Origin of the sequence: Sulfitobacter sp. W002 (assembly GCF_025142135.1) — a bacterium.
Classification (GTDB): Bacteria; Pseudomonadota; Alphaproteobacteria; order Rhodobacterales; family Rhodobacteraceae; genus Sulfitobacter; species Sulfitobacter profundi.
The window spans coordinates 2,659,678-2,673,118 of sequence record NZ_CP081126.1 but is presented as its reverse complement, the minus strand read 5'-3'; the positions used below and the strand labels follow the sequence as shown (position 1 = coordinate 2,673,118).

Here is a 13,441-nt window from a genome sequence, read left to right as displayed (position 1 = left end):
AACCAGCCAGAGGGCGCGGCTGCGACGGATGACGACACAGGCACCGATATCGCTGAACGGCGGACAAAAGGACGATCTGCGCATTCAATTTGCAGCACTTTGCTGGCGTCGTAAACGTGGCAAGTTGCAGATCTTGCTGATTACCTCGCGCGGCAGCAAGCGTTGGATCATTCCCAAGGGCTGGCCGATGGACGGTAAAACCCCCGCCGCCTCGGCCTTGGTCGAGGCATGGGAGGAAGGCGGCGTCGTGGGGCAGGTGCGCGGGCAATGTCTGGGCGTTTATAGCTATGCCAAGGCGGGGGAGGATGGGGCAGTGCCCTGTTTGGCGATGCTTTACCCGGTGAAGGTCAAGACATTGGCGAAACAGTTCCCCGAGAAGGGACAGCGCAAGCGGCTGTGGTGCTCGCGTCGGAAAGCCGCGCGGCTGGTGGATGCGCCCGATCTGGCGCGGCTGATCCGCGATTTCGATCCGCGCAGCGGCGGTCTGGCGGGCTGATTGCGCGACAATGGCTCGTGCGGGCCGAACCCGCCTGTCTTGACCTCTTTCCTGCGGCAGCCCATTTAGAGCAGAGAGTTCAAGGACCGGGCGAATGATCCGTTATGCGTTGAAATGCGAGGCCGGACATGGCTTCGACAGTTGGTTCCAATCGGCGGCAGCCTTTGACAGCCTCGCCCGCGGCGGCCATCTGAGCTGTGCCGTCTGTGGATCGGCCGAGGTGCGCAAATCGCTGATGGCCCCGCGGGTCACCTCGGGCGAGAGCGCCCCCGAAGCGGTCGAGAAACCGCAGCCTGCGGAGAAGCCCGCGCCGGCTTTGTCCAACCCGGCGAGCGATGTGGAAAAAGCGCTGACCGCGCTGCGCAACAAGGTTGAGGCGACCTCGGACTATGTCGGCAAGAATTTCGTTCGGGAAGCGCGCGACATGCACGCGGGGCGCACGCCCGAACGCGCGATCTATGGCGAAGCGCGGCTGGATCAGGCCCGCGCCTTGGTCGAAGAAGGGGTCCCGTTGATGCCCCTGCCGTTCAAACCCAAACGCCAACTTTCCTGAAGGCGCATTCTGGTAAAGGCCGATTCTGATAGAGGACCCTCCATGACCATTGTGATTACCGGCGCGAGCCGCGGCATTGGCGCGACGCTGGCCGCACAGTATAAAGATGCAGGCGAAGAGGTGATCGGCACCGCCCGCGGCGCGGGGTCGGAGGCCGTGTTGGATGTGACCGACTCGGCAAGCCACGCCGCTTTTGCCGCAAGCCTCGCGAACCGTCCGCTGGACCTTCTGATCTGCAATGCAGGCGTCTATCTGGATAAGGGCGATGATCTGGACGCGGGCTTTGGGTCCGATCTCTGGGCGCAGAGTTTCGCGACCAATGTGACCGGGGTTTTTCTGACGGTGCAATCGCTCCTGCCGAACCTGCGTGCGGCAAAGAGCGCGAAAATTGCGATCATCGCCTCGCAGATGGGGTCGCAGACGCGGGCACCGGGGGGCAGCTATATCTACCGCGCCTCCAAGGCGGCGGCGATTAATCTGGGGCGCAATCTGGCGGTGGACCTGAAGCCCGAGGGCATCGCGGTGGGGATTTATCACCCCGGCTGGGTGCGCACCGATATGGGTGGTGATCAGGGCGAAATCAGCGTGGCGGAGTCTGCCCAAGGTCTTGCCCAGCGGATCGCTGCGCTTGATCTGGCGCGGACGGGCGCGTTTGAGACATGGGATGGCCGGGCGCATCCGTTCTAGGGCACTCGACATAACGTCATGTTAAATAGGCTTGCCCTTGGCGTGCCGTGGGCTTAGACCGCGCTGGACTGTTGCGCGGGGGACAATATGCCTGTTCTGGTTATGAAATTCGGTGGGACTTCGGTCGCCACTTTGGACCGTATCCGCCGCGCCGCAAAGCGCGTCGGCGTCGAGGTGGCCAAAGGCTATGACGTGATCGTCATCGTCTCGGCCATGTCGGGCGAGACGAATAAGCTGGTGGGCTTTGTCAATGAGACTTCGCCGCTTTACGACGCGCGCGAATATGATGCGATCGTGTCGAGTGGCGAGAATGTCACCGCCGGGTTGATGGCGCTGACCTTGCAGGAAATGGATGTGCCCGCGCGCTCCTGGCAAGGCTGGCAGGTGCCGGTGCGTACCACCGATGCCCATTCCGCCGCGCGAATCGAAGAGATCCCCACAGACAACATCAACGCCAAGTTCGGCGAAGGCATGAAGGTGGCCGTGGTCGCAGGTTTCCAAGGCATCAGCCCGCAGGGCCGGATCACCACGCTGGGCCGGGGCGGATCGGACACGACGGCTGTCGCCTTTGCTGCCGCCTTTGATGCGGAGCGCTGCGATATCTACACCGATGTGGACGGTGTTTACACCACCGACCCACGGGTGGAATCTAAGGCCCGCAAACTTGACAAGATCTCCTTTGAAGAGATGCTGGAACTGGCCTCTCTCGGGGCAAAGGTTTTGCAGACCCGTTCGGTCGAACTGGCGATGCGCTACAAGGTTAAACTGCGGGTGCTGAGCAGTTTCGAAGAACAATCTGACGATGCCGGGACGCTCGTCTGCGATGAGGAGGAAATCATGGAAAGCAATGTGGTGGCCGGGGTCGCGTTTTCCCGTGATGAGGCAAAGATGACCTTGGTGTCCGTGGCAGACCGCCCCGGCATCGCCGCGACGATCTTTACCGCGCTCAGCGAGGGTGGCGTGAACGTCGACATGATCGTCCAAAACATCGCCGAAGAAGGCCGCACCGATATGACGTGGTCCTGCCCCGTCGATCAGGTGATCCGCGCCGAAAAGGCGATGGAGAAAGCCCATGAAGACGGCATCATCAACTACCAAGAGTTGATCGCCGACAAGGGTGTGGCCAAGGTTTCCGTGGTCGGCATCGGCATGCGCAGCCACACCGGCGTGGCCGCCAAGATGTTCAAAGTCCTCTCGGATGAGGGGATCAACATCAAGGTGATCACCACCTCTGAAATCAAGATCAGCGTGCTGATTGATCGCAAGTATATGGAGCTGGCCGTGCAGGCGCTTCATGATGCTTTCGAGCTGGATAAAGCCGCTTAAGCATCTGCGATCAAATGGGTTTTACGCGAGGTCGCGCCTCGCGTAAAACTGCAGCATCCCGCCGATATGCTGGCAGAGGATGCAGGGTATGTCGCGAATAGCATTTCTATCCTTGCGCGAGTGCGCTAAACCCTGCTCCAGAGGGACAGGGACCAGATCATATGGCCGAACGGGTTGAAACAGAAAGCCGCAAGCTGCTGGGGCGGCTGCGTGATGCGATGGCCAGTGATGTGGCGGGACAAGCGCGGCTCGACAAGATCACCCAGCTGATCGCCAACTCCATGGGCTGCGAAGTCTGCTCGATCTATCTGTTTCGCGACGAAGACACGCTTGAGCTTTGTGCCACCGAAGGTCTGAACGAGGCGGCGGTGCATGAAACCCGTATGAAACTGGGCGAAGGTCTGGTGGGGCGCGTGGCTAAGCGCCGCACGGTGATCAACACGCCCGATGCGCCGCAGGCTGCCGGTTTCCGTTTCATGCCAGAGACGGGGGAGGAGATTTATTCTTCGTTCCTTGGCGTGCCGATTCAACGCTTGGGTGAGACGCTGGGCGTCTTGGTGGTGCAGTCGAAACAGGCACGCGAATTCTCGGCAGATGAGGTCTACGCGCTTGAGGTCGTGGCCATGGTGCTGGCCGAAATGGCCGAGCTTGGTGCCTTTGTCGGCGAGGGGGCGGCGATGTCGGCGCGCCACAGCCAGCCGGTTCTGCTGCGCGGCACCGTGGGGCAAGAGGGCGTGGCCGAGGGCCATGTCTGGCTGCATGAGCCGCGGGTGGTGGTATCCAACCCCATCGCCGATGACCCGGAGCGCGAGACGGAGCGTTTGACCGAAGCGGTCGAGCAATTGCGCGTCAGCGTTGACCAATTGTTAAGCCTTACCGCCGACAAAGAGCAGCAACAGGTGCTTGAAGCCTACCGCATGTTCGCCAATTCCAAAGGCTGGATGCGGCGCATGGTGGAGGATATTCAAAGCGGGCTGAGCGCCGAGGCTGCGGTCGAGAAAGAACAATCCATGGCCCGCGCCCGTCTGGGGCAGGTCAATGACGCCTATCTGCGTGAACGTCTGTCGGATCTGGATGATCTGTCGAACCGCTTGCTGCGGCATTTGACGGGGCAAGGCAGTGATACCGGGGCCGAGATGCCGGTCGATCCGATCCTTGTGGCGCGCAACATCGGCCCAGCGGAATTGCTGGACTATGGCCGGACGCTGCGCGGCATTGTGTTGGAGGGCGGCTCTGTCGGGTCGCACGCGGCTATTGTGGCGCGGGCACTGGCGATTCCGCTGATCGTCCACGCGAGCCGCATCACCAATGATGCGCTGAATGGCGATCACATCATGGTGGATGGGGAACAAGGTGTGGTGCATCTGCGGCCCGATGATACCGTGGCCACGGCCTTTCGTGACAAGATCGCGATGCAGGCGGCGGCGCAGGAGCGCTATGCCTCGATCCGCGATAAACCGGCTGAGACGAAATGCGGGCGGATCATCAGCCTGCAGATGAACGCGGGGTTGATGGCCGATTTGCCCTCGCTCGAAGGGTCGGGGGCCGAGGGCGTGGGGCTGTTCCGCACCGAATTGCAGTTTCTGGTGCGCAACCAGATGCCCCGCCGGACCGAGCTTGCGGCGCTTTACGCGCGCGTGCTTGATGCCGCGCATGGCCGCCGCGTGGTGTTTCGCACGCTCGACATCGGCTCGGACAAGGTGCTGCCCTATATGAAGCCTCATGATGAGCCGAACCCGGCTCTGGGCTGGCGCGCGATCCGGGTGGGCCTGGACAAACCCGGTGTCATGCGCATGCAGTTGCAAGCCCTGATCCGCGCCGCTGCGGGCCGCCCGCTGGCGGTGATGTTTCCCTTTATCGCCCAGTTTGAGGAGTTCCGCGCCGCCCGTGCCGAGGTCGACAAGGCGATGGAGCGCGAGCGTATCTTGGGCCATGTGTTGCCCGAAAAGCTGGAAGTCGGCGCCATGCTTGAGACGCCCAGCCTCGCCTTCGCGCCAAAGAAGTTCTTTGAAGAGGTTGAGTTCCTGTCGATCGGGGGCAACGATCTGAAACAGTTCTTCTTCGCTGCTGACCGTGAGAACGAGCGGGTGCGGCGGCGGTATGACACGCTGAACGTCTCTTTCCTGACCTTCCTTGAGGGCATTGTGGAGCGCTGTGCGCAAACCGATACGGCACTATCTTTCTGCGGTGAGGATGCGGGCCGCCCGGTCGAGGCGCTGTGTTTCGCGGCCATCGGGCTCAAGACCCTTTCGATGCGCCCGGCCTCAATCGGGCCGGTCAAGAGCCTGCTGCGGCGCTGCAACCTTGATGACGTGCGCGAGGTTATCCACGCGGCGCGCGAGCGGGGTGAGATGTCGGTAAGAGGCGCGGTGATGGACTACGTGCGTCAGCAGCACCAGCATTGAGGCCCGCAGCTATTTGCCGTGATAGTCGCGAAACCAAGCGACGAAACGCGCGATGCCTTCGTGAATGTTGGTTTGTGGGCGATAGCCGGTAAGCCGGTGTAGCAGCGTTGCATCGGCCCATGTGGCCGGGGCGTCGCCCATCTGCATGCCCATATAGTTGCGCACCGCCCGCTTGCCGAGCGCGGCTTCGATCGCCTCGACGAAATCAAGCAGGCGGACCTTTTCGGAATTGCCGATATTCACCACCCGGTAGGGTGCTGCAGGAGAGAGCGAATCCCATTCCGGCGGCGGTGGCGCGCTGCCCGGTTGGGGCGGAACGCAATCCATCAGCAGACGGATGCCGCGGACCAGATCATCGACACAGGTGAAATCGCGGTACATCTCTCCGTGATTGTAGATATCGATCGGGCGCCCGTCGAGGATCGCATCGACAAATTTGCTCAAGGCAAGGTCGGGGCGCCCCCAAGGCCCGTAGACGGTGAAAAAGCGAAACATCGTCGTCGGCAGGTTCCACAGATGGGCATAGGCATGGGCCATCCCCTCATTCGCCTTTTTCGTGGCGGCGTAGATCGACAGGGGCCGGTCGGTGGCCCCGGTTTCGCCAAAGGGCATATCGGTATTGGCCCCGTAGATCGAAGAGGATGAGGCCATGAGCAGATGTTTGACCTCCAGCCGTCGCGCGGCTTCCATTACGTTGAAAGTGCCGGTGATATTGGCTTCGAGAAAGGCGCGGGGGTGGTCGATGCTGTGGCGCACGCCCGCTTGCGCCGCGAGGTGGACGATCATGTTTGGCTGAAAGTCATCGGCCAGCGCATCGAAGGTCTCGGGGTCTTCCAGCAGCGCCTCTTTGGTCGTGAAATGCTCATGCTGAAGCAGCATCGCGTGGCGGCGTTGTTTCAAGGCAACGTCGTAGTAATCGGTCATCCCGTCATAGCCCTGCACCCGCGCCCCTTCGGCCAGCAGCAGGCGGGCAAGGTGAAAGCCGATGAAGCCGCCCGTGCCGGTGACCAGTATCCTCTGCGTGCTGTCCATTCTGGCATCCTCGCGCATGCGGCATGCCGCGCCCATTGAGCCTGCGGCTTGAGTTGCCTTTCCCATGTCCCGATCAAGGTTGGGATGTGAATGCTGAAAATTTGGTTAAATTTGGCATAGAAACGGCAAAGCACTTGCTGGCGGGGCGTCAATCAAGCCCCGGCAAGGCAAAACGGTTCGCGGGCTGCGCGATCAGAGGGCGAGGGGTCGCGCGAAGATTTACATCAATGCCCGCGCTGAAACGTGATCTGACCGTCCATAATGGCCGTGATCGCATCTACGTCGGTAAACGTCTCGACGGGCCATCGGGTCAGATCATGGCTCAGAACGGCAATGTCGGCGTCCATGTCTTCTTTCAACCGTCCGCGTGTATTCTCAGCAAACTCCGCCCAGGCATTGTCGAGGGTATAGCTAGCGAGGGTATCTTGGAGGGTCTGGGTCTGATCCGGCCAATCGTCGCCGAGGTCCAGCGGCGCGATGGCCGCCTTGAGCGTGGACATCACATCGACCGGGATGACCGGCCAATCGGTTGAGAAGATCACCCGGGCCCCGGTGTCACGAATGGTTTGCCACGCATAGGCCCCTTCGATCTGCTCGGGGCGGATATAGTCCCCGACGCCAGAGGGCGGAAAGACATGGCCCCGAGGCGCGTGGCCGGGCTGGAGGGAGGCCACGATGCCCAGATCGGCGAGCCGGGGAATGTCATCGGGGTGGACCACTTCGATATGCTCGATCCGGTGGCGGCTGTCGCGTTTTCCATTCGCCTTTTGGGCGGCCTCATAGGCGTCGATCGTTCGGCGCACGGCGGCGTCTCCGATGGCATGAACGGCGATCTGAAACCCCAGACGATCCGCTTCGACACAGGCGGCGACGAAATGCTCTTGGGTGAAAACCTCATCGCCGCAATTGCCATCTTTGCCCCTCTCCCCCGGATAGGGCTGCAGCATCAGTGCGGTCCCGCTTTCGATCACCCCGTCGATGAACATTTTGACGTGGCTACAGCGGACCTTATCCCCTTGAAAGTCATCGCGCAGGGCAGGGGCTTCGCGGGTCAGACGCGCGACAGTGTCCGTGCCTTTGAGGTGAAAGGGCACATGACAGCGGCAGAGCAGGCGGCCTTCGGCCTCCAACTCAGACAGAAGCTCAAGCTGATAGCGGTTGCCATCCATCAGATGCAGACCGGTGATGCCCTGCGCGGCGCAATGGGCCAGCCCGCGTGCGATAACGTCCTTGTCCATCAGGCGCTGCGCGGGTGTAGCGGGCGGCTCGGGGTCGCGTCCGGCGGTAAGGCCCAACATATCGCGGCCGCCATAGCGGGTGAGCGATAGGATCGGGCTATAGGCGCCGGGCTCAAGCAACTCCCCATTGGCGAGCCCATCTTCCCCCATCACGATTTCAGAGCCTGCGTCGACCTTGCCGCCTTGCAATAGCCCTGCCGCCTTCAGCGCGGCGGTGTTGGCCCAGACCGTGTGATGGTCGGGGGCGAACATGGCGAGCGGGCGGTCGGGCAGGATGGCATCAAGGTCATGCCGGGTGAGGGTCTTGCCGGTGCCCAAAATGTCGTAGTCTGCCATGACGCAGAACAGCATTTTGTCGTCGGGGTTTGCCTCGGCATAGGGCAGGATCGCGCGGCGCATCTCCTCCAGCCCGGTGAGGCCATAGAGGTTGAGATATTCCAGTTCGACGGACCCGCCAAAGAGATGCACGTGGCTGTCGATAAAGCCCGGCAGCACCGTGCCGCCCTGCGCATCAATCACCTTGGTGTCCGGGCTGATCAGCGCCGTGATCTGGGCATCCGATCCGACCGCCGAGATCTTATTACCGGTGATGGCCAAAGCGCTGGCTTGGGGCTGATCCGGGTCAAAGGTGATCAGCGCGCCGTTGTGAATGACAATATCTGCCGGCATGGTCTTAGGGTCCTTATTGCGATGCGCGCCCCGACCGATGGCCGGGACGCAATGTGTTTATCGAACAAAGCGCGCGTTATTTCTGAAGGTCGGTCCAGATCGCGGTGTAGAGCTTTTGCGCCTCGGGCGGGCAGACCTTGGCGACATAGGCGGCGCTTTTCAGGTCTTCGGGCACAACCACTTCGGGGGCGGACTTCATGTCTTCTGGCATGAACGCATCGGAGCCTTTGATGCCGTTGGCATAGCGCGCGAACTCGGACAGCATCGCGGCGTTCTCCGGGTCCATGATGAAGTTGAGGAAGGTCTTGGCTTCTTCGACGTTCTGCGCGTCCGCCAAAATTGCGGCATTGTCCATCCAGACCGGATAGCCCTCTTGCGGGTAGCCGAAGGCGATGTCGGGGTTCTGGTTGCGCGCTCGGAAGGATGCGCCGTTCCAGTTCACCCCAGCGGCGAGGTCACCCTTGGCGTATTTCTCGATATTGCCGTAGTCCATCGACAACCAATTGGGCTTGGCCTCGCGCAGGATGTCGCGGACTTTTTTCAGCATTTCCTTGTCGGCTGTGCATTGCTCACCGCCCGCAAAGTGGATCGCCATGCCCATCACGTCATTCATCTCGGGCACCACATTGATCTTGCCCTTCAGCTCTTCTGGCGGGTCAAAGATCACGGCGGCGGTATTGATGTCGCCATCATAGACCGCTGTGTTCACCGTCACCCCGACGGTCCCCCACTGCCATGGCACGGTGTAATTGCGGCCCAGATCGAATTCCACATCGACCCACTGCGGGTCCATGTTCTTGAAATTCTCCATCTCGTTGGGCTTGCTTTCCATCAGCAGCCCTTCGCCCACGAAAATCGGGACATAGGTGCCCGAGGGCACGACGATGTCAAAGCCGTGACCGCCCGCTTTGATCTTGGCCAGTGCCGTATCGTTGCTGTCATAGTCCGTGATGGTGACCTTGATGCCGGTCTCTTTCTCGAACTTTTCGATCATGTCGGGGCTGGTGTAGTTGCCCCAGTTGTAGATGTTCAACTCGCCTTCGGCCATGGCGGGCCCCGCGAGGATGAGCGTGAGTGCCGTCAGTGTCTTTTTCATGTCTAGCTCCCGTTGGTTAATTATTTTTTGACTTTGCTGAGCAGGGTATAGGCGATCACCATCGTCACCGAGATCATCAACAGAACAGTTGAAATCGCATTGATCTCAGGCGTCACCACCCGCCGTAGTTGGCCCAGCATATAGGTCGGCAGAGTGTCCTGCCCGGCGGATTTCACAAATTCGGTAATGACCACGTCATCAAGGCTGATCACAAAGGCCAGCATCGCCCCGGCGAGGATGCCCGGCCAGAGCTGGGGCAGGGTCACATGGCGGAAAACCTGAAACGGCGTGCCATAGAGATCCGCCCCCGCCTGTTCGAGGGTCAGGTCCATGCCCTGCAGCCGCGCTCGGATCGGCAGATAGGCGAAGGGAATGCAGAATGCGGAATGCGCGATGATCAGATACATCAGCCCAGTATAGCCCGTCACGACCTTGATCGAGGCAAAGAAGATCAGCAGCGCCACTGCCGTGACAATCTCGGGCACCATGAGCGGTTGGTGGATCAGCGCAAAGACCGTGGTCTGCCCCCGAAACTTGCCTGTGCGGGTGGTGCCGAGGGCTGCCAGCACCGCGACACTGGTTGAGATGGCCGCGGCAGAGACCGCGATGATAAGGCTGCGCACCGTGGCCTCTTGGACCATTTCGTTGTCCCAAGCCGAGACGTACCAGCGCCACGAAAACCCCTCCCAGATCGCGATGGAGGTGCCTGCGTTGAAGGAATAGATCACCAACAGGATGATCGGCATGTAGAGCATGAAAAAACATGCCATCGCGATGCTGGAAAAGCCCGTAAGCTTGCGAATGTCGAACCCGCGATTAGCCATGCTGAACCTCCTCATTTCCGGCGGCGCGGACATAGGCCAGCAGCGCCACCATCACGATAGCCAGCAGGGTTATCGACAGCGCCGCGCCCAAGGGCCAGTTGCGCCCCTGTCCGAATTGCAATTCGATCAGATTGCCGATCATCAATTGATTGCCACCGCCCATGACGCGCGGCGTGACATAGGCCCCAAGCGAGGGCACCAGCACAAGGATCGACCCCGCGATCACCCCCGGTTTCACCAGCGGCAAGATCACCCGGCGCAGCACGTGAAAGCGGGTGGCGTAAAGATCATAGCCTGCTTCAACGAGCCGGAAATCCAACCGCTCAAGCGAGGCATAGATCGGCAGAACCATCAGCGGCAGATAGACATAGACCATGCCCAGAATGATCGAAAACTCGGTGAAAAGCATCTGGATCGGCTCATCAATGATACCAAGCGCGATGAGGATTGAGTTCACGGTGCCTTCGTTGCGGATCAATTCCAGAATGGCGAAGGTGCGGATCAGCAGGTTCGTCCAAAAGGGGATGATGATCAGCAACATCCAGAATTCGCGCTGCTTTTTCGGCCGTGTGGCGATGAAGTAAGCTGTGGGGAAACCAAAGAACAAACAGGCGAGCGTTGTCAGGATCGACAATTTGAGCGACCGCCAGAAGATGCTGAGATGGGCATCCGACCAGCCCAATGTGTCGTCGAAAATATCGCGCTGCATCAGCACGCCAAACCACGCATCGGTCGAGAAATTCCAGACCACCCCGCCATAGTCGCCGGGGGTGAGGAAGGAATAGAACAACGTGATCAGCAGCGGCCCGCTGGCGGCAAATATCAGGATGATCAGCGCGGGCGTCAGCAGCAGCCAGCGGTTTCGGGCGGCGCGTTTTGCAACGGTGTTTGAAAGCTCTGCCATGGGTCAGTCCCTCAGAACCTGAGCGGCACCGGCGGGGAAGGACACCCCAACCCGATCGCCCGTCACATAGGAATGCGTGACCGTGGGGCCATTTTGTTGGCGCAACACAAATTCGCTGCCATCGTCGAGGCCGACGTGAAAATGCGTATCGGTCCCGAAATAGACCACCTCGCGCAGGCTCCCGGCCAAGAGGCCATCGGCTTCGGAGGTTAATTCCGCATGTTCCGGTCGCAGGGCCAGCGTGACCCGGCCCGTGGCGGCTTCGTTCGCATGGGCCTGCACAAGCTTGCCTGAAGCCAGACGCAACTGAGCGCTCTCACCCTCGCGGCCAATGATTTCAGCCGGTAAGAAGTTGGTATCGCCAATGAAATCCGCCACGAATCGGTCTGCTGGACGGTCGTAAATCTCGCGCGGGCGTCCGACCTGACGCACCGCGCCGTTGGACATGACCGCGATGCGGTCCGACATGGTCAGCGCCTCTTCTTGGTCGTGGGTCACGAAGATAAAGGTGATGCCGGTTTCGGTCTGAAGCCGTTTTAGCTCCAGTTGCATTTTCTTGCGCAGTTTGAAGTCCAAGGCGCTCAGCGGTTCATCCAGCAGCAGGATCTTGGGCCGTGGCGCCAGAGCGCGGGCGAGGGCGACGCGCTGCTGTTGCCCGCCGGAGATCTGGCTTGTCTGCCGATCCGCCATCTGGGTCATCTGCACCAGTTCCATCATCTCTTCGACGGTCGACTTGATCGCGGATTTGGGCGTGCCGAGCATTTGCAAGCCAAAGCCGATGTTCTCGGCCACGGTCATATGAGGAAACAGGGCGTAGTTTTGAAAGACGGTATTGATGGGGCGTTTGTAGGGGGGCAGCGCGAGCAGGCTTTCGCCGAACATGTCCAGCCTGCCGGATGTGGGATGCTCAAACCCCGCGATCAGTCGCAGCAGGGTCGTCTTGCCACAGCCCGAAGGGCCCAGCAGCGTGAAGAATTCGTTGTCCTGAATTTCGAGGTCGATACTCGCGAGCGCTTCGACCGGCGGGTTGCCGGGATACACTTTGCGCAGCGCCTGTGCGGTGATTGCCTTGGTCATCTTTCCCCCTGATCGCCCAATTCGGTTCTTGGTTTTGAGCAAAGCTTGCCCTGCATGATTGCGCCAATAGTAATTGGTGAATATACCCCTTGTGGGGTAGTGTTCTTGATATTTTGATCAGATTTTGGAGTATCTTTGGGCGATAGGCTGACAAATTTGGCGATTGAACAATTGCGCGATGCGCTTCGGGCCGTCGGCAGCCCATCTTTTTTCGAGGCCTATAAGACCTTTTTCAGCACCCGCATCGCATTTGGCACCTTCTTGATATTGCGCTTTGATGCGGACCAACCGCCCTTGCTGCTGGATCACTGGATCGAGCCGGGCAAGTTGATCGGTCGGCCTCTCGAAGACTATATGGAGAGCAGCTACGCCTTTGACCCCTTCTATCTGTATCGCAGCCTGCCGAAGGAGGGCGGGCTGTTTCGTTTGGCCGACATCGCGCCGGACCGGTTCTTTTCCAGCGAATATTATCTGCAATATTACCGTGGCACCGGGCTTTGTGACGAGGTTGGTCTGCTCATCCCACTACAGGATGGCGGCGTTGCGCATCTGTCGCTGAGCAGGCGGGATGGGCAGGGGCCATTTCGGCGCAGTGAGCTTCGCAGCGTGGAAAGCTATGCGCCCTTGTTGCTGGAGCTTCTGGCGCAGCATTGCAATGCCGTGGCCCCGGCCCCCGTCGACCAGCCCGGAACGGCCCGCCCCCCGCTGTCCGATGCCATCAGAAGCCATGCTGCGGATCGCCTGGGCATCGGTCTAACCCTGCGGGAAGCGCAGATCGCGGGGCTGGTGCTGCAGGGCCATTCGAATGCCTCCGCCGCGAAACTGCTCAATATCGCGACGGAAACCTGCAAGGTCCATCGTCGGAACCTTTACCGCAAGCTCGTCATCTCAACACAGCGCGAACTCTTTGGCGTGTTTAAGCATCTGTTGTAGTTGGTTTTTGACGCGATGGCTCTGGGCGGGGCATTCGAAATGCGTGGGTTGAGCGGCGATGGTGATACTTTCACGCGCCAGAATTCGAAGCGCGGATGCGCAACCAGTGACCCCGCAGGGCGGGCGTTCTACGATTGCTAGGCCGATTGTCCAACCCTCACCTGTCCGCCAACGCCCCGAGCGGGGGCAGGGCGAGACACG

12 protein-coding genes are annotated in these 13,441 nt (G+C 60.5%); 6 read left to right on the top strand and 6 right to left on the bottom strand.

The features are described 5' to 3' along the window. Positions 1–28 precede the first annotated feature (28 nt). The 5 genes from K3758_RS13125 to ptsP all read left to right on the top strand — a co-directional run bounded on the left by K3758_RS13125 (position 29) and on the right by ptsP (position 5,467). The gene (locus K3758_RS13125; protein ID WP_259945696.1) at positions 29–496 is read left to right on the top strand and encodes an NUDIX hydrolase; all 468 of its coding nucleotides are present in this window, start codon (positions 29–31) and stop codon (positions 494–496) included. Positions 497–590: 94 nt separating this feature from the next. Further along, entirely contained in the window at positions 591–1,049 is a 459-nt protein-coding gene (locus K3758_RS13120; protein ID WP_259945693.1) for a DUF1178 family protein, read from the top strand. A 42-nt stretch (positions 1,050–1,091) separates the two neighbouring features. Then, positions 1,092–1,736: an SDR family NAD(P)-dependent oxidoreductase gene (locus K3758_RS13115; RefSeq protein ID WP_259945692.1), complete on the top strand. Its 645-nt coding sequence runs from the start codon at positions 1,092–1,094 to the stop codon at positions 1,734–1,736. Between the two features lie 87 nt (positions 1,737–1,823). Then, entirely contained in the window at positions 1,824–3,062 is a 1,239-nt protein-coding gene (locus K3758_RS13110) for an aspartate kinase (RefSeq protein ID WP_067935742.1), read from the top strand. Between the two features lie 161 nt (positions 3,063–3,223). Continuing rightward, complete coding sequence (gene ptsP, locus K3758_RS13105) at positions 3,224–5,467, top strand: phosphoenolpyruvate--protein phosphotransferase (RefSeq protein WP_132444381.1); 2,244 nt, start codon at positions 3,224–3,226, stop codon at positions 5,465–5,467. 9 nt (positions 5,468–5,476) lie between these two features. Here ptsP and K3758_RS13100 read toward each other — a convergent pair whose 3' ends face one another. From K3758_RS13100 to K3758_RS13075, 6 genes are all read right to left on the bottom strand, one after another. Further along, positions 5,477–6,499, bottom strand: a complete 1,023-nt coding sequence (locus tag K3758_RS13100; RefSeq protein ID WP_259945686.1) for an NAD-dependent epimerase/dehydratase family protein — start codon at positions 6,497–6,499, stop codon at positions 5,477–5,479. Between the two features lie 224 nt (positions 6,500–6,723). Next, positions 6,724–8,406 carry an amidohydrolase gene (locus tag K3758_RS13095; RefSeq protein ID WP_259945684.1) on the bottom strand — a complete coding sequence of 561 codons (1,683 nt, stop codon included), beginning with the start codon at positions 8,404–8,406 and terminating at the stop codon, positions 6,724–6,726. Between the two features lie 76 nt (positions 8,407–8,482). Next, positions 8,483–9,502, bottom strand: coding sequence for an extracellular solute-binding protein (locus tag K3758_RS13090; RefSeq protein WP_259945682.1), 1,020 nt, complete (start codon positions 9,500–9,502; stop codon positions 8,483–8,485). 20 nt (positions 9,503–9,522) lie between these two features. Continuing rightward, positions 9,523–10,326 carry an ABC transporter permease gene (locus K3758_RS13085; RefSeq protein WP_259945680.1) on the bottom strand — a complete coding sequence of 268 codons (804 nt, stop codon included), beginning with the start codon at positions 10,324–10,326 and terminating at the stop codon, positions 9,523–9,525. After that, the gene (locus tag K3758_RS13080; protein ID WP_120351611.1) at positions 10,319–11,230 is read right to left on the bottom strand and encodes an ABC transporter permease; all 912 of its coding nucleotides are present in this window, start codon (positions 11,228–11,230) and stop codon (positions 10,319–10,321) included. Before K3758_RS13080 ends, K3758_RS13085 begins: the two co-directional genes overlap by 8 nt. A gap of 3 nt (positions 11,231–11,233) precedes the next feature. Continuing rightward, the gene (locus K3758_RS13075) at positions 11,234–12,307 is read right to left on the bottom strand and encodes an ABC transporter ATP-binding protein (RefSeq protein ID WP_259945678.1); all 1,074 of its coding nucleotides are present in this window, start codon (positions 12,305–12,307) and stop codon (positions 11,234–11,236) included. Positions 12,308–12,463: 156 nt separating this feature from the next. On the opposite strand from K3758_RS13075, the gene K3758_RS13070 reads away from it, so the two are divergent. After that, the gene (locus K3758_RS13070) at positions 12,464–13,240 is read left to right on the top strand and encodes a helix-turn-helix transcriptional regulator (protein ID WP_259945676.1); all 777 of its coding nucleotides are present in this window, start codon (positions 12,464–12,466) and stop codon (positions 13,238–13,240) included. Positions 13,241–13,441 lie beyond the last annotated feature (201 nt).

What these genes read in the sequence shown, in the direction of transcription:
- K3758_RS13125 (WP_259945696.1), top strand. Translation starts at nt 29, where the DNA reads ATGACGACACAGGCACCGATATCGCTGAACGGCGGACAAAAGGACGAT.
- K3758_RS13120 (WP_259945693.1), top strand. Translation starts at nt 591, where the DNA reads ATGATCCGTTATGCGTTGAAATGCGAGGCCGGACATGGCTTCGACAGT.
- K3758_RS13115 (WP_259945692.1), top strand. Translation starts at nt 1,092, where the DNA reads ATGACCATTGTGATTACCGGCGCGAGCCGCGGCATTGGCGCGACGCTG.
- K3758_RS13110 (WP_067935742.1), top strand. Translation starts at nt 1,824, where the DNA reads ATGCCTGTTCTGGTTATGAAATTCGGTGGGACTTCGGTCGCCACTTTG.
- ptsP (WP_132444381.1), top strand. Translation starts at nt 3,224, where the DNA reads ATGGCCGAACGGGTTGAAACAGAAAGCCGCAAGCTGCTGGGGCGGCTG.
- K3758_RS13100 (WP_259945686.1), bottom strand. Translation starts at nt 6,499, where the DNA reads ATGGACAGCACGCAGAGGATACTGGTCACCGGCACGGGCGGCTTCATC.
- K3758_RS13095 (WP_259945684.1), bottom strand. Translation starts at nt 8,406, where the DNA reads ATGCCGGCAGATATTGTCATTCACAACGGCGCGCTGATCACCTTTGAC.
- K3758_RS13090 (WP_259945682.1), bottom strand. Translation starts at nt 9,502, where the DNA reads ATGAAAAAGACACTGACGGCACTCACGCTCATCCTCGCGGGGCCCGCC.
- K3758_RS13085 (WP_259945680.1), bottom strand. Translation starts at nt 10,326, where the DNA reads ATGGCTAATCGCGGGTTCGACATTCGCAAGCTTACGGGCTTTTCCAGC.
- K3758_RS13080 (WP_120351611.1), bottom strand. Translation starts at nt 11,230, where the DNA reads ATGGCAGAGCTTTCAAACACCGTTGCAAAACGCGCCGCCCGAAACCGC.
- K3758_RS13075 (WP_259945678.1), bottom strand. Translation starts at nt 12,307, where the DNA reads ATGACCAAGGCAATCACCGCACAGGCGCTGCGCAAAGTGTATCCCGGC.